Source organism: Pseudemcibacter aquimaris, assembly GCF_028869115.1.
In the GTDB taxonomy this organism is placed as follows: Bacteria; Pseudomonadota; Alphaproteobacteria; order Sphingomonadales; family Emcibacteraceae; genus Pseudemcibacter; species Pseudemcibacter aquimaris.
The window spans coordinates 2,362,648-2,382,736 of the sequence record NZ_CP079800.1 but is presented as its reverse complement, the minus strand read 5'-3'; the positions used below and the strand labels follow the sequence as shown (position 1 = coordinate 2,382,736).

Genomic DNA, 20,089 nt, shown 5'->3' with positions numbered 1-20,089 from the left:
ATTTTGATTGCATCAAATCAGTCATTCAGGAGAATAAAATGTCAGAAGAAAAGTTTTTCCACGTTGGTGAAAGAAACCCGGGCGCGATCGCCCCGACACAATTCGAAGTCGGCCCTTTTACAAAGGCACGCCATCCGGAACCATATACATTTGATGTAAACCTTGTTGCCGAGGCCGGCAAAATGCAATCAAAGCAGGGTGTGGTTTCTGTGAATATCCCGGGATTTAGCCCAGTGAAACTCTACTGTGATGAACAGCCACCAGTCGGCGAAGACACAGCGCCACCACCACTAGCGTTTTTCGCTGCGGGTATCGGTTTTTGCCTGATGACGCATTTAACGGACATTCTGACAGCCCGTAAAATTCAGGTAGACAGCTTGAAATTAGAACAGCGCATTAAATTCAGAACCAACCTAGGTCATATGCGTGATCATGGTTACATGACAGAGGGCGGTTGTGACATGGTTGAAACCCATGTGATCATCGACAGCCCGGAATCAAAAGAACGCATCATGGATCTATTGCAAGAGGCAGAAGGCGGCTGCATGGCGCATTATGCACTGCGTAACCCAATTCCATGGTCAACACGTCTTGTCTATAACGGCGAAGAAGCCGTCAGCAGAAGCGGAAATTAAGTTTCATCAGCATGTCTGCCCGGCTTCGCTGACTGTTAATATTATAGTATCCCTTGCGGGGTCGGGCATGACAACTGCGTTTAAAAAGTCGCTCTTTTCAGGGCGGCTTTTTTTATGAAGTTTTCATGAATCGCTTTACTTTTGTCTAACAATTCGTTATTTCAACGATTATTGAAATGTTAAGCAGGTGAAGAATGACAAAAATTGCGATTAATGGTTTTGGCCGGATGGGGAAGCTATATTTGCGGGCGTTGCTGGATAGAACCGACATTGACGTTGTGGCGATTAATGAACCTTTTGGCGGGATAGAGGCCGCAGCGCATCTATTGGAATTTGATACGGTTCATGGTCGTTGGGATGGTGATATTAACATTAATGGGAACGTCTTAACCGTCAATGGTCAGGAAATTGTCTTCACCGAACATATGTCACCGTCAGAAATTTCATGGACGGGTGACGATGTTGATATTGTAATTGAATGTTCCGGAAAATTTAAATCACGCGAAACGCTGCAGCCCTATTATGACCGGAACATTCAGAAAGTTCTGGTGTCCGCCCCTGTGAAGGAAGAGGGGGCATTGAACCTTGTGATGGGGGTTAATGACGATCTTTATGATGCTGAAAAGCATGATCTGATTACGGCGGCATCATGCACAACAAATTGTCTTGCACCGGTGGTGAAGGTGATCCATGAAAAGCTTGGTATCAAACATGGTTCAATGACAACTATTCACGATGTTACCAACACCCAAGTGATCGTTGATATGCCGCATAAGGATTTAAGACGGTCAAGGTCATGCCTTAACAGTTTAATCCCGACCACTACAGGGTCAGCAACAGCGATCACGATCATTTACCCAGAATTAAAAGGAAAACTGAACGGTCATGCGGTGCGTGTGCCGCTTTTAAATACGTCCCTGACCGATTGCGTGTTTGAACTGGAAACTGAAACGGATGCGAAAACGGTAAACTCATTATTCCGTGAAGCAGAAAACACATATTTAAAAGATATTTTGGGCATCGAAGACCGACCGCTTGTATCGACCGATTTTGTCAATGACCCGCGTTCATCAATTGTGGATGGGCCATCGACCATGGTCGTGAACGGAACCCAATTAAAGCTTTATGTCTGGTATGACAATGAATGGGGTTATGTGAACCGCATGGTTGAACTAACCGAGATGATCGCAAATGGCTGACGGTAAAAGCTATGCCATTGTCACGATGGCTTATTGGGGCTTTACCATCACCGATGGGGCGTTGCGTATGCTCGTGTTGCTGAATTTCCATGCGATGGGTTATCAGCCGCTTGAGCTGGCGTTTTTATTTCTTTTATATGAAGCCATGGGCATTATGACTAATTTCGTTGGTGGCTGGATCGGGGCGCGGTTTGGTTTGCGTCTTACACTTTATATGGGGTTAGCGTTACAGATCGCAGCCCTTACCATGCTGGCATTCCTACCGGAAAGCCTGAATATGGCGAGCGCGGTTATATACATAATGATCACGCAAGCCATGTCGGGATGCGCCAAGGATCTTACGAAAATGAGTTCCAAATCCGCCGTTAAGTTGGTGGTACCCGAAGGTGGTGATAGCTTGTTGTTTAAATGGGTATCGCTGTTAACTGGATCGAAAAATGCACTTAAAGGATTTGGTTTTTTTGTTGGTGGTTTTTTATTAACTGTAACCGGTTTCTTTTATGCGCTTATCATTATGGCGGTGGTTTTATTGATGATACTGGTGCTGTGCATTTGTTGCCTGACACAGGAACTTGGGAAATCAAAAGTAAAAATCAAAAAACGGGAACTGGTTTTTAAATCACGGCCGATCAATTTGCTATCGGCCGCGCGGATATTTTTATTCGCGAGCCGTGATGTCTGGTTTGTGGTGGGTTTGCCCGTTTTTTTAAGCAGTGTTGCGGGTTGGAGCTTTGATCAAACGGGGGGCTTTATGGCTATCTGGGTTATTGGTTACGGTATCATTCAGGCATTGGTGCCAAAGTTCTTAAAAAACACCAATGACAGCGTCACGGCCATTTCATCGGCGGCCAATTGGGGTTGGATATTGGTGCTTATCACCATTTTAATTATGTTCGTTGGGGATAATGTCGCATTGATGCTTGCGGGGTTAATGGTTTTTGGTGTTGTTTTTGCCTTTAATTCATCGCTTCATTCATATTTGATTGTTGCCTTATCCGATCACGAAAAAGTGTCCTTAAATGTCGGGTTTTATTATATGGCAAATGCTATAGGACGTTTTTTAGGAACATTGCTTTCGGGACTTGTATATCAATATTATGGGCTTGAAGCGTGTCTTGCGGTATCAAGCGGAATGATTTTAATGTCCGTTTTATTGGTCAGGAGAATAAACAATGAATAATGAAAATGCTGTGGTGATTTTAAGCGCACTGGCGCAGGAAACACGTTTTGCGGTCTTTCGCCTGCTGATGAAATGCGGCAACAGCGAAATGGCAGCGGGCAGTATTGCCAAGGAACTTGGGGTCGCGGATAATAGCCTGTCATCCCATTTAAATATTCTTTCCAATGCGGGTGTCATTTCATCAAGGCGGGATGGCCGGTTTCTTTATTATTCGGTGTCAATTGACCTGACGAAAGATTTTATCGGTTATCTGATCAATGATTGTTGTGATGGTCAGCCGGAAATTTGTGACCTTATAAAGTAAATTGTAATGCTGCATTTCATCCTTTAAGATGCCCTTAAAATAAAAAGGGATGAGGAATGCGGGATTTACATATATTAGATTTAATTGCGATTGGGGGATATTTTCTGTTTCTGTTTTTGGTGGGTGTTTACACCATGCGTACCAAGGAAAAAGGAAAAGAAACAGAAAGCTTTCTTGCGGCTGACCGCAATATGAATACCTTTCAAATTACCTGTTCCACGACCGCAACCGACATGGGCGGCGGATTTAGTATCGCCATGGGCGGGCTTGGGTTTACGCTTGGGCTGTCTGGGTCATGGATCATTGCCGTATCGGGGTTAAGTATCGTTCTTGTTTCCTTTTTTATGGTGCCAAAGGTCAAACACTGGGCCGATAAAATGAAAGGGTTAACCACTGGCGATTTATTCGAAGCCAGATTTGATCAACGAACCGGCACTGTCGCCGCCATTGTGGTGGGGCTGGCGTGGTCGGCGTTTGTTGGCGGGCAAATTATCGCGGGTGGTAAATTGTTACAGGTGTCCATGGGTTGGGACCTGACCAGTGCCACATTAATCATTGGCGCGATTATTGTCGGTTATACGGCGATGGGCGGATTAAAAGCCGTGATTTATACGGATGTCTTTCAAATGGTCATATTAATGATCGGCATTATTTTTATTCTGGTTCCTGTTGGTTTAATGCAAGTCGGTGGTATTGGTGGAATGGTTGATACGCTTTCGTCCAATCCGGAAACGGCGTCCTTGCTTGACTGGACGGCGGCGGGATGGAAACAAATAATTGGATGGTTTTTTGCCGTAATTCCGATTTGGTTCGTATCGATTGTGGGATTACAGCGTATTGTGGCTGCCCGTGATGTTAAAACGGCGCAGCGCGCGTTTTTCTATACCGGTGTTCCAATTGAATGGCCATTATTTGCGGTGGGGACAACGTTGGTTGGCCTGATCGCACGTATTTTAATGCCAGATTTGGCTGATCCGGAACTCGCGACACCGACCATGATTATGACCTTATTACCGGTGGGTATTGGTGGTCTCGTTATTGCGGCTTATATCGCGACGGTAATGTCGACGGCGGATAGCTGTCTTATCGGCCCGGTGGCGATTTTTACCAATGACATTTATAAAAAATATCTTAAGCCCGATGCGGATAGTGGTGACATGCTTCGTGTGGCACGTATTACCACAATCGTGCTTGGTGTGTTGACGATCGGATCGGCATTTCTTGTGCCGCGGGTGCTGGATTTAATTTTATATGCTTACACATTCGCCGCTGCGGGGCTGTTTTTCCCGATGCTGGGTTTGCTTTTCTGGAAACGGACAACGGCCAGCGGCGCATTTTGGAGCATCGTAAGCGGTGGAGCCTGCGCCGTGATATGGACAGTTCTTGACGAACCTTACGGATTTGCGGCATCCTATGTCGGTTGGGTTGTATCGTTACCAGTACTGATTATCATTTCATTAAATACAAAACATAGTCATGAAGAGGACTTAGAAACTTTTTACAAATAAAAGGTTACAAATTAGGGACATCAAAAAAAGGGGAGAACAATGAAGAAAATATCTTCAATACTAATGGCATTATTGCTTGTGGCCTGCGCAGAGGAGCAACCACCACAAAATCAAATCACCGCCGATAGCATATTGCATAACGGCAAGGTTTATTCATTTTCATGGGGGGATCCGGACGCCGAAGGTGTTCCGGCAAGTGACGCTCCTTATAGTAACGGCACATGGTCACCGGATGGTGAAGCCATTGCCATAAAAGACGGTAACATCCTTGCCATCGGTTCAATGGCGGAAATGAGCGCCTATCAAGGTGAAAATACCCAGATGATTGACGCCAAGGGCGGTCATGTATATCCGGGTTTTGTTGATGCGCACAGCCATATCAGGGGACTGATCGCCAATGAAAAATACGTAAGCATCACTGGTGCCGCCAACGAAGACGAAGCGATCCAAATGATCATCGAGGCCACCAAGGACAGAGAACTTGCCCCCGGTGAATGGATTTTAGGTGGCGGCTGGGATGAGGGCGAATGGATGAACATCCTGCCAACTGAAAAACGCTTAAGCGAACTATTCCCTGATAACCCTGTTCTTATGGGCGGTGAAACTGGTTTCGGTGTTTGGGGCAATAGGGCGGCACTTGTAGCGGCCGGATTTGACAGAAACACCGAAGACCCGGATAAAGGAACATTCACCCGTTATGAGGACGGCGAACTTTCCGGTGTGGCACTCGATGAAGCGGGCCGTATCTGGCGCCGTACGTTACCACCGGAAACAGTTGAAGAACGTAAAGATACACTTCATAAAGCCATGAATGTTATGGCCAGTGACGGTTTCACTATGACCCATGACGCGGGTACCGCATCATTAAGCATGGCGGCGTTTGAAAGCTTGGATGCTGAAAAAAATATGCCGATCAGAATTTATGCGATGGTGGACCGCGCGGATTCAAAGCTTGTGGATGAATGGACCGCCAAGGGGCCAAAAACATTCCCGGGCAATATGCTGTTCGTTCGTTCAATGAAATCGGGCCTTGATGGCACGTTGGGCGTCAGAAGCGCACGTTTTCTTGAACCATATTCAGATGCGCCGGAACATTCCGGTCTTGATGAAAACTGGACCAAGCAAATTGGGCAAATGGATCAAATGATCCAGGCTGGATTCCAAATTAACACCCATGCGATTGGGGATAAGGCAAACCGTGAAATTCTGGAATTCCTGGAAAGAAATTATGCCATTAATCCGGAACTTAGAAACTTAAGACACCGTAGTGAACATGCATCCGTGGTTCATCCGGATGATTATCCACGTTGGGTGGAATTAAACGTGATTGCATCCGCACAACCACCCTATGTATCAGAAGATCCACCATGGGCATTAAGCCGCATCGGTGAAGAACGCGCAAAAGACATGTATGCATGGCGTAAAATGCGCCGTTATGGCATTCGTCTTGCGTTTGGTTCTGATTTAAGTTCATATGACCATAACATTTTCTATGGCATTTATGGTGCGATTACCCGCGCCAATAAAGAAGGCTATCCTGTTGAAGGGTTCCTGCCAGAGGAAAAATTAACAGCGGAAGAAGCCGTGCGCGGTTACACCAATTGGGCGGCATACAGTGCCCATGTGGAAAACAACGTCGGTCAATTAAAACCGGGCATGTGGGCAGATATCGCGGTCGTTGATAAAGACATCCTGAACGTCGGCACAACAAACCCATCTGACCTGCTGAATGGCGAGGTCATGATGACCCTCGTGAACGGCAAAGTGGTTTTTGAACGCGATTAATTTTAGATTTTATGAAGAGGCAAATGTGTTAAGTGCATTTGCCTCTTTTTATTTCTTATTGGTGTTTGCAATCTACCCAATTAGGACGTTGAAAATTATACATGTTTGACAGTTCTTTTAAATTTACTTAACTTTATTGTTATTTATTGGGGAGATGGCGAATATGTGGATCGAGAGATTTTTTCAGTTAGTTACATCTACGTTGATTTTTGGCATCATAATCAGCACATTACTTCATATTCTACTCTTCTCATCTGATAGCGAAACCTATCGGGCATGGGTTGTAGTTCAGATTGTTTTACAATTACTAGCGGCTGTATCTCTTTGGTATGTAAAGCAATTCAAAGTACTCGCTATTGTGATTTTTATGATTTTGAGTTTACTGTTTTTCTTCATCAATGCAATGTACATCAATTATGGTAACAACAGCGTACACATACTTCTGGTATCGCTGTTTTGGACCATCTACGGTAGCTTGATATTTAAAGCTCGTTCGCGGTTTTACACGCTTCGAAAATAACACAGTGACGCAAAAAAAGAAGTTATCCTATGTCCGCTTTGTGTCAAGGTGGACATTAGAATTTCGCTAAATTCAACCCTTAAACTGAACCAAATTATAAAGCAAATCCCCTTGGAATACGACGCGGCGGACGAGAAGTTCATGGACGACGCCGTCGATGGGGGAATGAAGTTCTTCTAACACTGATCCGTCGAGCGCGGTGACTTTTCCGATTAATTGGCCTTTCTTTAATATATCGCCTTGGTCCGCGAAACCTTGGAATATGCCGCCGGTTGTGGCGCGGACTCGGTCGATGTCATGATGACCCTCGTGAACGGCAAAGTGGTTTTTGAACGCGATTAATTTTAGATTTTATGAAGAGGCAAATGTTTTAAGCGCATTTGCCTCTTATGCAATTGTAGTTTTAATTCTTTTCCAAATTGACCTTAATTGCCTCCATTAGATGCTCTAACTCTTTAACATGGGCGTTAAGCATCATGATAATATTTTCAAGTGACAATTTATTCTGCCTAAGGTCTGCAGGGAAAGTGTCGCTTTGGTTTAATAAATCAAGATTGCATTGATTATCACGAGACGAAAAAGGGTCTTTTTCATGTAGGTGATTAAACTGGAAAATATCGGGATATTTTTCATGCATCACAATTAAACGATCATATTCTAGGTTTAGTTTTTCGTTGGTAAGACCTTCCTGCATTATGTAGTCATCCATTAATTCCGCTAATTGTGGGTAATTCTCTTTAAGGTCACTTACTGGTGGTGATAACTTAATTTGAGAATAAATATCTATATGAACACTCATATAAAGCGACGGGGTTATAAGAGCATTACAATTATAATCGCCGAGAAAACTTATCGCCCCATCATTCTTTAATTCATTATCCATTGTCGTATGCAATCCCGCAAAACTATACAGCATTGATGAATGAAATTTATAATAGGAATTTTTCGAACTCATTTCTTCGTATAATTCTTCCAGTAACTTTTTATCACGGGCGACCGTATCAGTGCTGTTTTCTTGCGAAAAAGTAGGTTGCGTCATTAAGGTGGCAAGAATAATAACCTTTAAAATCGTTATTAAGCGGCAAAAGATATTCATTTTATTCTCCATAAAGACTGGTTAATAAGGTTTTTAAAAACATAAAAACATTGTCTGCGTGGCAATTCGCATAGCAAGTTTGTGAAAATTCTCTTTGTCCTTCTAGGACGTCTTCGAGCAAGCCAGATAAATATTGATTATTATCATTTTCATAGGCTCTAGCATTCATTCTTTTCTTAACGGCTAGATAAAATGCATTTTCAGCGGCAGTTTGATCATCGTCATTCAACGTCATGATATAAGCAGAAATTTCACCCAAACCTTCTTCAATGCGATGCTTTAAAGGGTTTTGCTGTAGGTTAAAAATCTGTTCCACGGTTATTCGTCCCTGGCTGATATAATTTCATATGTTTTCGTGTTAACCGTATATCGCTTCCATGTGCCCCAATGGCTGCATGCGTCACAAAAGGTTATATTTAATTCATTACTTTGTTGGCTTTGATATTTCGGGGCAAAAAGGAAATATTTCGAACATCCGCCGGGTATTGAATATAACAAGGTCCATTCACCACTGTCTTTATCTTTAAGAAAGTCAAAACCGCTACTATCACAGTTATATATGAACTTTACTCTATGAATTTCAATTTTATCATTTTCGTAAACGAGCGAAATATTGCTATTGTTTTTCTGGCATTCTGGGAAAAACGCCAGGTCATCTTCCGATTTATCAGTACATGTTGCGGGGTTATAATATTGATTGAATTTATCGAAATGAGCACCAAATTCAATCAGAGGGTTTTTGTCTAATGTGCGGATATTTACTTTGTTTTTTGCAAATATTTCAACAGGATCAGTAGAGGTTTTATCAAGGTAACGTGATATTAGTGCTTTTTCTTCTAACAATACTTTTTGTGAATATTGCCTATCTTGCCTTGCTTCATCCAAACACCCCATTCTATTTAATTCATAACCGTTAAAGCTTTCCCTTTTGACATTTTTTTCTACAGGGTCATAAAAAACAAAAATGATATCATCCGGACGAGCGCCAAAGATATTCCCCAAATAATTCCCTGAAAATTTTATTGCCATCAACTTGGTTTCGCCGCGAAGACATGTTCCAAGGAAATTGTTTATCTCATAAGGAATAAAAGCATCATCACTTTCCAATGAAATTCTTTGGTCTGATGAAATATCAAGCTTGAAATCTGGGTCTTCTTCCGTGATATCGGAATATATAATGTCATCATTCCATTCAGTATAAAATGAACCTAATGATAATGCTTCACCATCAAACTTTTCATCATCACCATTTAGAAAAACTGCATTTACGCGAATTGTATCATGCTTGTTTACTGCGCTGAAAGGCCCAGTGATATAAAGCTGATCGTTTTTGATAGTCACGGATATTTCGTCTGCAATAACGGAACTTCCTATATAAAATAATTGAACTGTAAAAACTAATAAAGTCCATGCAATTATAGAACGAAATTTAACCATTCCCTTTCGGTTATGCCCCTTATTTGTGATTCATTTACCACATTCTAGTTGTATTTTCTGAATAACACAAATAACATATATGCTTGTGTCTATTTTTAGAGTTAGTTCAATTTACATTGGGAGGTGCTCTTGAAACTACATAATTTGAATTTATTAAAATCCTTTGTCTTAATGATAATGACTTTTTCCCTCATTTCTTGTGTGACCCATGGTAGCAAAAATCCGCTCTCGCCAGAAAAAGATGGTGGTTTTCATAAAAAATTAGCAGGAAGCTGGGTTGCTGTGGAAGAAACAACAACAACAACCATGACCTTTAATGCTCATCGCAAACATTGGATGAATCTGCATATACGTATTGATGAATCTGGGCAAAGTTCGAAAAATATGTTTTTAAGGGGTTTTTCTACCATGGTCGATGGGGCGACCTTTATAAATCTTCAATTAAGATCCGTTACGGATGGTTCTATGGAAATGGAATTCGATACGGATGATCAAGTATGGTTCATTTTAAGATACGATTTTTCCGGCGATACTTCTTTAAATTTATATCGTTCAGACGTGTCAATGTTGGATGATGTGACTACAGATGGTGATTTGACCCTTATTGATGTTGCTAATGACAATAATCCTGCTCAATTATCACCCGTTGTTGGTGACAGTAGTAAAAAGCTGGTTAGAATAATTGAAAATTTAGGGGCAGATAATTTTTATTCCCTGAAACTGACGACGTTAACAAAAGAATGAAGCTTACCTTCTTTTCTGATAATTACTTTCAATTTAGTGTATGTTAAAGTAATTCAGGGTGTTCGGATTAGGCGTGTTCGAGGGGGCAATAAACGTCCGCTGTGTGTCGAAGCGGACGTTGAAAAATTGCAAAATTTAATCTTTAAGCTGAACCAAATTATATAACAGATCCCCTTGGAATACCACACGACGGACGAGAAGTTCATGGACGACGCCGTCGATGGGGGAATGAAGTTCTTCTAACACTGATCCGTCGAGCGCGGTGACCTTTCCGATTAATTGGCCTTTCTTTAATATATCGCCTTGGTCCGCGTATCCTTGGAATATGCCGCTGGTTGTGGCGCGGACGCGGTCGAATTCGACGGTGAATTCACGCTGTTTCGGATGAATGACCGGATCGCCCACAAGCATGCCGAAATGTTTCATGTTATTGACGACCGCTTGAATGTGGAAATTGATAAATTCTTCTTCCGGTTGGGTTTTATATCCAAGGCCGCATTGGGTAATGATTGATGGCACGCCTGCTTGTGATGCTTCATAAACAAGGCTTCTTTCGTCAACATCACGGGCTTGGAAATACTCGTAACCGCACATGCGCGACATTTCTTCCGAAATCCGGTTGACCTTATCAGATGCGTTATTTGGATGAATTGAATGAACCACATGGGATTCCGCCAGATCACCACCCCGTAAGTCGATATGATAATCGGATTTTAAAATCAGGTCGTTAAAGACATAATGGGCGAGGACCTCTGTCGGGCTGCCGTCTTTATTGCCTGGGAATACTGAATTCAAGCTTTTACCGTCGCGTGGGCTTACGCCCGATGATAGGTTGAACATTGGTGTTCTGAATTGAAAGGCATCATATGTAATCACTGGAATAATGATCAGACGGCCGGATAATTTGGATGGATCAGTATCACGGTAAAGACGCGATGCTGCCTCAACACCACAATATTCGGTGGCGAATAACCCGCCCGTGACGATCATGGTTGGCCCGTCGTTTTCGCCGTTAATAATGCCAAGTGGCATATCCATACGCAGGGCATCATTATTGATGATATTTTCATAGGTAAATTGTTTGGTGCCGGATGGTACATCAAACGGGGCATATGTTTTCTTATTTTCTTGTGCCGATGCGCTCGTGCCTGCTGCGGCTAATGCGCCGATTGTTGCGGCGCCAGTGATTGCGAAATCTCGTCTTGTGATTGTTGTTGTCATTTGTTCCTCCCTTTTTTCGGGATAATGTATCACGCATTAAAAGAATATCAAGAAGAGTAATTTTATTGATCTGACATGTGAGTTTCTCTAAGGTTACAGATGCAAAATTAGAGGAGATATAAATGCCACGTGATAATGAACTCTTGGATAATTGGTGGGATGAGGCCTATTCAGGGCCAATGAGCTTTATGCGATTTAAATTTTCGCAGGATTTGGATAAGGCCGATATTGCCGTATTAGGGGTTCCATATGATCTTGGTACAACCAACAGACCGGGCGCGCGTTTTGGCCCGCGTGCCATGCGTGAACAATCCACACTGACGGGTGAATTTGAATATGGTTTGTGGCCATGGGATTATCATATCGCCGAACATCATACGGTGATTGATTATGGTGATATCTGTGAATTTGTCGGATACCCCGAAAGAATGGTTGAGGTTTTAGAAAAAACAACCAGCAAGATCATCGATAGCGATACGGTTTGTTTTGCCATGGGTGGTGATCATTTTATTTCATTGCCGCTATTACGCGCCCATGTGAAAAAGCATGGCCCGGTGGCACTCGTGCATTTTGATGCCCATTCCGATACGTGGGTCGACGAAGATTATAACCACGGCACCATGTTTTATCATGCGATTAAAGAAGGGCTTCTTGATATAGAGCATTCCATTCACGTGGGGCTAAGAACACCAAATCCGGAAAATCATGGCATTGAAATTATCTTTGCCGATGAACTTGATGAAATGAAGGCATCCGAGGTTTCCGAACGCATCAGAAATCGTGTTGGCGATGCAAAAACTTACCTGACATTTGATATTGATTTTCTTGATCCTGCCTATGCGCCGGGTACGGGAACACCTGTATCGGGTGGGCCAACCGTGATGATGGGCCGTAAAATATTAAAAGGGTTGGCGGGGCTTAATTTCGTTGGTGGTGATCTCGTTGAAATTGCACCGGCTTATGACCCGATCGGCAATGTGACTGCTGTTGCGGGCGCGACATTAGGTGGTGATATTTTATATCTCCTATCCGAAGCATTAAGACGTTGATCAGACGTATTCTTTTATTTCTGAAATTTCGAGAACTCTTGACGGTGATGTGCCGTCAAGACCGATGTTAACGAGCGCCCGGGCCAAATCATGATCCGTTGTGCCAATAAAGGGCATAAGCGGAAAGATGAAATTCATAATCGGAATAAAAATATCATAAACCAGTCCTGCTGGTCTGCGGTTTCCTGTGGGATGGATATAGGCTGCTCTTAAGATATATTTTTTTGGAAAACAGCTCTGCATCAATTGTTTTTCCGCTTTTCCTTTTGCATCCGCGAAAAGGACCTTTGATCCTTCTTGCTTGGCGCCATTTGCACCGAACAACACAAAGGTCAGGTTTGGGCTTGTCTGTTCCAATCTTTCAACGAGTGCTTTTTGATAATCGCAGGTGATTTCGTAAAATTTATCCTTTGGAACCTGTCCCTGATAAACGCCAAGGCAATAAATACAGACATCGATATTTGATAATTGTTCATCAAGCGATGAAAAATCCAGAAAATCATCATGGATGATTTCAATCAATTTGCTGTGGGTGATTTCGGTATTGCGCCTTGTGATGGAAATGATGGTTGATACGTCGTCGTGGTCAAGTAATTCCTGAAGGACGAAATGCCCGACCATTCCTGTGGCACCTGTGATCAATATTTTTTTGGACATACTTCATTTCCTAAGGCTATTTGCGTTTGATATTAACCAAGACTTTGACTAAGGTAAATCAAAAGAAAATAATGGGATAATAGGGAAAATCATGACCAGATTTCTTCAGAAATTAGTGATCATATTTACATCACTTACATTAAGCAGTTTTGCACAAGAATTTGAATATATTCCGGGGACAAAATTTGATCCATCGATACCCACGGTGGAACAAGTACTGGGGTATAAATCCGGTGATGATATTACCGCCCACGGGGATATGGTCAGATATTTCGATGCGCTGCGTAATGCGGCACCGGACCGGGTGAAAATTTTCAGCTACGGAAAAACATGGGAAAATCGTCCGTTGATGTATGTGGCGATTTCGAATGCTGAAAATATTGCAAAACTCGATGATGTTAAGACGAATATGCAACGCCTTGCCGATCCGCGTGTGACAAATGCTGATGAAGCGGAAACCATTATTGCAGATCAACTTGGCATTACATGGTTGGGGTATGGTGTTCACGGTAATGAAATTTCGCCAATGGACGCAGCCATGCAAACGGCATATTTCCTGCTTGCCGCGACCAATATGGAATTGGTGGATAATGTAATGACGAATAGTGTCACCATCATTGATCCACAACAAAACCCGGATGGGCGTGACCGTTTTGTCAATAAATTCCGTGAAGCACGCGGACTTGTTCATGACAGTAGCCCGTTAAGTGCTGAATTAAGTGAACCATGGCCAAGTGGTCGTGTGAACCATTATTTATTTGATCTTAACCGTGACTGGTTCGCACTGACGCAGCCGGAAAGTCAGGGTAAGGTCGCATCACTATTAGAATATTACCCGCTTGCCTATATCGATCTTCATGAAATGGGCGGTAATTCGACTTATTTCTTTTCACCGCCTGCGCCGCCAAATAACCCAAATATTGCAACGAACCAATGGGCGGCCCTTGAAATGATTGGTAGGAACAATGCCCGTCATTTTGATAGTCACGGATTTCCTTATTATACACGCGAGGTTTTTGATGCCTTTTATCCGGGGTATGGCGCCAGCTGGCCGGCATATCTTGGGGCGGCATCAGGAACTTATGAACAGGCATCGGCAAATGCAATGATGTTTAAAAGAAATGACGGCGAAATTCTTCATTTCCGTGAAACAGTTCAACAACATTTATTGGCAAGTCTATCGACAGCAGAGGTTGTCGCGACAAACCGTGAAAAGCTGTTAAGGGATTTTTATAATTACCGTAAAAGCGCCATTGATGAAGGTGAACGCGAAGATAACCGTTATTACATTATCCCAACACAGAATGACCAAGCGGCCGCGGATAAAATTGCAGGACTTCTCACAAACAAGGTGTTGATGTTTTTAAAACCACGGAAAATTTCCGTTCATGTGGTGCTGAATATGATGCGGGCAGTTATGTGATTGATAGTGCGCAACCAATGAAACGTTTTCTTCGTACGATTATGGATGAAAATGTACCAATGGATGAAGCGTTTCTTGCGGAACAGGAACGCCGCCGTGATAATAATTTAAGCGATCAAATTTATGATGTTACCGCATGGTCACTGCCACACATGTTTAATGTGGATGTTAATCGCTGTAATAACTTGCCGAATGTTGAACGTGTGAAATCCGGGACAGAATATTACGCTGCCGGAACGGTTTCAAATCCGGATGCAACGGTTGCGTATATCGTGCCGTGGGGACAATCGACCGCCAGCCGTTTTCTAACCAATGCGCTTCGTCAGGGGATTGTTGTTAAGTCAGCTGATATGTCATTTGTGACAGGTGAGCGCCGTTATCCCGCAGGATCACTTGTGATTGAGGTAAAAGCAAATGATGCGGACCTATCAGAAAAAGTTCAGAATATCGCGAAAACGACAGGGGCAGAGGTCGTTGGTGTGGATAGCAGTTGGGTGACAGACGGTCCAAGCTTTGGATCAGGGAACACAAAACGTGTTCACCCAATTAATGTGGCGATCCTTTGGGATACGCCGACAGCAAATTACAGCGCGGGTAACACACGATTTGTTATTGAACGACAATTTGATTATCCGGTAACACCAATTCGTGCGGCTGATATCGCTGGTGCTGATCTTAGTCCGTTTCACGTGTTGATTATTCCGGAAAGTCGCAGTGGCTATAAATCCACATTCGGTGACCGCGGGGCGGAAACGCTGAAAGACTGGGTTAATGAAGGGGGAACGTTAATTGCCCTTGGTACCGGAATGCGTTATATCGCTGACCCTGATGTGGATTTGATTTCGACACGCCGTGAATATGCGTACCGTGAAGAAACAAAAGAAGAGGGCGATGACACTGCACGCGTGGACGGCGTTCTTTATGAAAGTAAAGACGATTTCATGGATGCGATCGAAGATCACAATGCCAATCCGGATCCTGTACCGGGCGTGATGCTTAAGGCGGATGTCGATCTGGAACATTGGTTAACGGCGGGTTCCGCGGAAACATTAAATGTGCTTTATCGTGGTTCAGACATTTATACGCCGGTGACCATTGATAATGGCCGTAATGTCATTAATTATGCGGGGGCAGATGAAATTCTTACCAGTGGATATTTGTGGGAAGAAAATCGCGTGCAACTCGCGCATAAACCGTTTGTGATTTCAGAACCACGCGGACGCGGGCAGGTTATTGGGTTTACAGCTGATCCAACGGTACGTGCCTATTTGGACGGACTTAATTTAATGTTGATCAATGCAATTTTCCGTGGTGCGGCCCATTCCCGCCCAACGAGATAAGGATAAAATGATGAAGAAAATATTTATAGTCGTTGCCTGTGCCATTTTCGCTAATATTGCGGTGGCACAGGATTTCGAATATCTACCGGGTGCGACATTTGATCCGTCCATCCCAACGGTGGAACAGGTTCTGGGTTATAGAGCCGGTGATGATATGACAACACCGGAAAATATCATTAAATATTTCGAAGCCCTAGAGGCTGCAGCCCCGGACCGCGTTGTGATCCGTGAATATGGTCGTACGTGGCAGAATCGCAAACTTATTTACGTGGCGATTTCAAGTGCGGAAAATATATCACGCCTTGATCAAATCAGTGCGGAGATGAAAAAGCTTGCGGATGTGAGAAACACATCAGAAGCAGAAGCAAATGCCATGATTGAAAATATGGTGGGTATCACCTGGCTTGGTCATAGTGTGCATGGTGATGAACTTTCCGCCGCGGAATCATCACTGCAAACGGCATATCATTTATTGGCTGCCAATAATCAGCCGTGGATTGATAATATCATGCAAAATTCAGTGGTGTTTATTGATCCATTGATTAATCCGGATGGTCGCGCACGGGCTGTGAACACCTATCATGAAAATAAAGGATTGCTTCCAGACAACAGTGGCGTTTCAGCAGAACATAATCAACCATGGCCAGGTGGTCGTGTTAATCATTATATGTTTGATATGAACCGTGATTGGTTCGCATTAACACAGCCGGAAACGCAAGGTCGGATTAAAGCAATGCAGGAATTTTTCCCGCTAATTTACATTGATCTTCATGAAATGGGTGGCAACAGTTCTTATTTCTTTTCACCATCAGCGGAACCATTTAACCCGCATATCACACAGGAACAACGCGACGGCCTTGAAATTGTAGGGCGCAATAATGCGCGTCATTTCGATAATCAGGGATATGATTATTTCACGCGAGAAATTTTCGATGCCTTTTACCCAGGGTATGGCGATCAATGGTCGCTTCATTACGGTGGCTTGGCATCAACATATGAGCAGGCGGCCGCAGGTGGACTTGTTTATCACCGAAACGATGGAAACGAACTTCATTACCGTCAGGCAACCCAGCATCATATGATCGCGGCCCTTTCAACCGCTGAGGCGGTCGCCGATAACCGCGCGTTATTCTTAAAGAATTTTTATGATTACCGCGTCACTGGTATCGAATATGGTGAAAATCTGGACGGCAGATATTATATCGTCCCAACCCAAAGCAATCAGGCGGGCGCAGATAAGCTTGCGGGATTAATGCGCAGACACGGCGTTGAAGTATCGGTCGCTGAAGATAGCTTTAGAGCCTGCGGAACCAGTTATAATGCGGGCACCTATATTCTTGATGCTGCGCAGCCAATGGGCCGTTTCGTCAGCAATATGATGGAAGAAAATGTCGAACTTGATTCCACTTTTGCTGAAGAACAAGAAAGACGTAGGGATAATAATCTGAGTGACCAGATTTATGATGTAACCGCATGGTCGCTTCCGCTTATGTATAATTTTAAGGTGGAACGCTGTAACAGTATTTCAGGTGCCGATACACGCATGGCCGGTACTGAATATTTTACGGCTGGTACGGTTCATAATCCGGATGCAACAGTGGCGTTTATTGTGCCGTGGGGACAGGCAACAGCCGCACGTTTCCTAACGCATTCATTAAGAGCAGGCATCACGGTGAAAAGCGCGGATCAGGGTTTCACGAACCTTGGTGTTAAATATCCGGCAGGCAGCCTGATTATCGAAGTTGCACGTAATGATGCGGGACTAGCGGCAAAATTACAAAAAATTGCGGCTGATACCGGTGCGGATGCTTACGGTGTTAATGACAGTTGGGTCAGTGAAGGCCCAAGTTTCGGCAGCGGCAATACAGTGCAAATTCATGCGCCGAAAGTGGCGATCCTTTGGGATAGTCCAACCCGTAATTATGGGGCGGGCAATGCTCGTTTCGTAATTGAACGCCAATTTGATTATCCAGTATCGGCAATTCGTACACGTAATGTTAGCTCAGCAGACCTTAGCCCGTTTCAGGTTATTATTATGCCGCAAGGTGGCAATTATAAATCTGTTCTTGGTACGTCTGGTGCAGAAAATCTTAAAGAATGGGTATCAGAAGGCGGTACTTTAATTGCCCTTGATACTGCGATGCGATTTGTCAGTGATCCTGATGTTGATCTAATTTCAGTGCGCCGCGAATATGCGTATCAGGAAAATAAAAAAGATGAAAAGGAAGATACGGCACGCGTCGATGGCACGCTGATGAATGCGGATGATTATAACGCAGCCATTCAAGAGCAAGACGCCAACCCGGACAGCGTCGCGGGTGTTATTGTGCGGGCAAATGTTGATCTGGAACATTGGCTGACGGCTGGTATTGAACCGGAATTATTCCCGCTTTATAGCGGAACGGATATTTATACACCTGTCACCATTGATAAGGGGCGTAATGTTGTTAATTATGCGGACGCCGATGAATTGTTGATGGGGGGGTATATCTGGGAAGAAAACCGTCTTCAGCTTGCCAATAAGCCGTTTGTAATATCACAGCCACGTGGCCGCGGTCAGGTTATCGGCTTTACAGCAAACCCAACAAATAGAGCATTTCTTGATGGTTTGAACGTGATGCTAATGAACGCGATTTTCCGTGGATCTGCGCATGCAAGACCAACAAGGTAAGCTACAAATCATAAAATGGATCAATGAAGATCCCTTAAGACGCGAGGCATTAGACGTTGCCTCGCGTCTTTCTTTACCGGATTGGTGTTTGGCAGCAGGGTTCGTTAGAAATCTTGTCTGGGATAAGCTGCATGAATATGCGGAAGCAACGCCACTAAATGATATTGATCTGATTTATTTTGATCCTGATTTTAAGCATTCTGAAACAGAGATAGAGGATCAATTAAAGTCAGTATTGGGTTTGCCATGGTCCGTGAAAAATCAGGCGCGCATGCACATTCGAAATGGTGATCAACCATACAAATCAACCAGTGACGCCATGAGTTATTGGGTCGAGGTTGAAACGGCAGTTGGGGCAACCGTACGGAACGGTGAATGCGACATAATCGCACCATTTGGGATAGCGGCACTTTTTCAAAATACGGTTACCATAAACACCAAACGACCAAAGCCGGATGATTTTGATAGCCGTCTAAAAAGCAAGGGATGGCTTGAAATATGGCCGAAGCTTAAAGTTCTCTGATCCAGATATTTCTGTAGCTTACCTCATGATCATGATCTTGAAGGTAAATTGGTAATTCGCCATGTGGCTCATATGATGGTGCGCCGATATAAACGGTTGGTCCGGTTAATGAGACATTATTTTGGATAAGTACACCATTATGAATAACGGTCATGCGGGCTTGTGAAATCACGTTGCCGTTTTTACCAAAACGTGGTGCTGTGTAAATAATATCGTATGTCTGCCACTGCATTGCTGGTTTGGTGGCGTTAACAAGCGGGATATGTTGTTTATAAAGGGATCCTGCCTGTCCGTTATTATAAGTTTTATTTTCATAACTATCCAAAACCTGCACTTCATAAAATTGCTGCAAGAATACGCCGCTGTTGCCGCGGTCCTGATCAACAAATTTTGCGTCCAGTTCAGGAATGCGCCATTCCACATGAAGCTGCACATCACCAAATGACCTTTTGGTGCGGATATCTTTTGTTCCCGGTTTTACGGTCATAACACCATTTTCATTGGTCCATGGGTTATCCCCGCCCAAAACACTTTCCCATTCAGCATGATTAAGTTTAATTGCATCCGATGGGGCAGCACCTTGTTCACCTGGTGTTACTTTTACCGGTTCTTTTCCCCAAACTTCTGTGGCCTTTGGTTCAGGGACCATTTGGGCGAAAGTTAATGACAAGCTAGTGGACAGAATAGCGGTGATGGTGATGGCGGATCTGATCAATTTAATGCTCCAGAATGATTTGGTTTTGAAGAACAGTAAAGTTTCAAAATAGGGCTGTCAATTAAGTTAAGATCAGTTATAG

At 43.5% G+C, this 20,089-nt stretch carries 18 protein-coding genes; 12 read left to right on the top strand and 6 right to left on the bottom strand.

Annotated features, from left to right (window positions below; all coding sequences use genetic code 11):
- Window positions 1-38 precede the first annotated feature (38 nt).
- The 6 genes from KW060_RS11190 to KW060_RS11165 all read left to right on the top strand — a co-directional run bounded on the left by KW060_RS11190 (window position 39) and on the right by KW060_RS11165 (window position 6,611).
- Window positions 39-635 carry an OsmC family protein gene (locus KW060_RS11190; RefSeq protein WP_249037020.1) on the top strand — a complete coding sequence of 199 codons (597 nt, stop codon included), beginning with the start codon at window positions 39-41 and terminating at the stop codon, window positions 633-635.
- Between the two features lie 194 nt (window positions 636-829).
- On the top strand, window positions 830-1,834 hold the full coding sequence (locus KW060_RS11185) for an ArsJ-associated glyceraldehyde-3-phosphate dehydrogenase (protein ID WP_249037019.1): 1,005 nt from the start codon (window positions 830-832) through the stop codon (window positions 1,832-1,834).
- On the top strand, window positions 1,827-3,014 hold the full coding sequence (gene arsJ, locus KW060_RS11180; protein ID WP_249037018.1) for an organoarsenical effux MFS transporter ArsJ: 1,188 nt from the start codon (window positions 1,827-1,829) through the stop codon (window positions 3,012-3,014). The genes KW060_RS11185 and arsJ overlap by 8 nt, the downstream gene beginning before the upstream one ends.
- Window positions 3,007-3,318 (top strand): ArsR/SmtB family transcription factor, encoded by a 312-nt coding sequence (locus tag KW060_RS11175; RefSeq protein ID WP_249037017.1) that lies wholly within the window; start codon window positions 3,007-3,009, stop codon window positions 3,316-3,318. Before arsJ ends, KW060_RS11175 begins: the two co-directional genes overlap by 8 nt.
- Before the next feature lie 56 nt (window positions 3,319-3,374).
- Entirely contained in the window at window positions 3,375-4,826 is a 1,452-nt protein-coding gene (locus KW060_RS11170) for a sodium:solute symporter family protein (protein WP_249037016.1), read from the top strand.
- A gap of 39 nt (window positions 4,827-4,865) precedes the next feature.
- A complete protein-coding gene (locus KW060_RS11165; protein ID WP_249037015.1) occupies window positions 4,866-6,611 on the top strand; it encodes an amidohydrolase in 1,746 nt (581 codons plus the stop codon).
- Window positions 6,612-7,534: 923 nt separating this feature from the next.
- Here KW060_RS11165 and KW060_RS11160 read toward each other — a convergent pair.
- The 3 genes from KW060_RS11160 to KW060_RS11150 are packed head-to-tail and all read right to left on the bottom strand — an operon-like array spanning window position 7,535 to window position 9,568.
- Window positions 7,535-8,227: a hypothetical protein gene (locus tag KW060_RS11160; RefSeq protein WP_249037174.1), complete on the bottom strand. Its 693-nt coding sequence runs from the start codon at window positions 8,225-8,227 to the stop codon at window positions 7,535-7,537.
- 1 nt (window position 8,228) lies between these two features.
- Window positions 8,229-8,543: a hypothetical protein gene (locus KW060_RS11155; RefSeq protein ID WP_249037173.1), complete on the bottom strand. Its 315-nt coding sequence runs from the start codon at window positions 8,541-8,543 to the stop codon at window positions 8,229-8,231.
- A gap of 2 nt (window positions 8,544-8,545) precedes the next feature.
- On the bottom strand, window positions 8,546-9,568 hold the full coding sequence (locus KW060_RS11150) for a hypothetical protein (protein ID WP_249037172.1): 1,023 nt from the start codon (window positions 9,566-9,568) through the stop codon (window positions 8,546-8,548).
- Window positions 9,569-9,793: 225 nt separating this feature from the next.
- Between KW060_RS11150 and KW060_RS11145 the strand changes: the two genes are divergently transcribed.
- Complete coding sequence (locus KW060_RS11145; protein WP_249037171.1) at window positions 9,794-10,408, top strand: hypothetical protein; 615 nt, start codon at window positions 9,794-9,796, stop codon at window positions 10,406-10,408.
- 135 nt (window positions 10,409-10,543) lie between these two features.
- On the opposite strand, the gene KW060_RS11140 is transcribed toward KW060_RS11145, so the two are convergent.
- Window positions 10,544-11,629 carry a succinylglutamate desuccinylase/aspartoacylase family protein gene (locus tag KW060_RS11140; RefSeq protein WP_274757248.1) on the bottom strand — a complete coding sequence of 362 codons (1,086 nt, stop codon included), beginning with the start codon at window positions 11,627-11,629 and terminating at the stop codon, window positions 10,544-10,546.
- A 122-nt stretch (window positions 11,630-11,751) separates the two neighbouring features.
- On the opposite strand from KW060_RS11140, the gene speB reads away from it, so the two are divergent.
- Window positions 11,752-12,678: an agmatinase gene (speB, locus tag KW060_RS11135; protein WP_249034903.1), complete on the top strand. Its 927-nt coding sequence runs from the start codon at window positions 11,752-11,754 to the stop codon at window positions 12,676-12,678.
- On the opposite strand, the gene KW060_RS11130 is transcribed toward speB, so the two are convergent.
- Window positions 12,679-13,335, bottom strand: coding sequence for an NAD-dependent epimerase/dehydratase family protein (locus KW060_RS11130; RefSeq protein ID WP_249034902.1), 657 nt, complete (start codon window positions 13,333-13,335; stop codon window positions 12,679-12,681).
- A gap of 91 nt (window positions 13,336-13,426) precedes the next feature.
- Here KW060_RS11130 and KW060_RS11125 point away from each other — a divergent pair, with 91 nt between their 5' ends.
- From KW060_RS11125 to KW060_RS11110, 4 genes are read left to right on the top strand one after another with little or no spacing between them, the layout of a single operon-like run.
- Window positions 13,427-14,758, top strand: coding sequence for a M14 family zinc carboxypeptidase (locus KW060_RS11125; protein ID WP_249034901.1), 1,332 nt, complete (start codon window positions 13,427-13,429; stop codon window positions 14,756-14,758).
- A 17-nt stretch (window positions 14,759-14,775) separates the two neighbouring features.
- Window positions 14,776-16,098 (top strand): hypothetical protein, encoded by a 1,323-nt coding sequence (locus tag KW060_RS11120; RefSeq protein WP_249034900.1) that lies wholly within the window; start codon window positions 14,776-14,778, stop codon window positions 16,096-16,098.
- A gap of 10 nt (window positions 16,099-16,108) precedes the next feature.
- Window positions 16,109-18,769, top strand: a complete 2,661-nt coding sequence (locus tag KW060_RS11115) for a M14 family zinc carboxypeptidase (RefSeq protein ID WP_249034899.1) — start codon at window positions 16,109-16,111, stop codon at window positions 18,767-18,769.
- Window positions 18,750-19,292 (top strand): nucleotidyltransferase family protein, encoded by a 543-nt coding sequence (locus KW060_RS11110; protein ID WP_249034898.1) that lies wholly within the window; start codon window positions 18,750-18,752, stop codon window positions 19,290-19,292. The genes KW060_RS11115 and KW060_RS11110 overlap by 20 nt, the downstream gene beginning before the upstream one ends.
- Here the strand turns inward: KW060_RS11110 and KW060_RS11105 are convergent.
- Window positions 19,279-20,007: a 3-keto-disaccharide hydrolase gene (locus KW060_RS11105; RefSeq protein WP_249034897.1), complete on the bottom strand. Its 729-nt coding sequence runs from the start codon at window positions 20,005-20,007 to the stop codon at window positions 19,279-19,281. The genes KW060_RS11110 and KW060_RS11105 overlap by 14 nt on opposite strands.
- Between the last annotated feature and the right edge of the window lie 82 nt (window positions 20,008-20,089).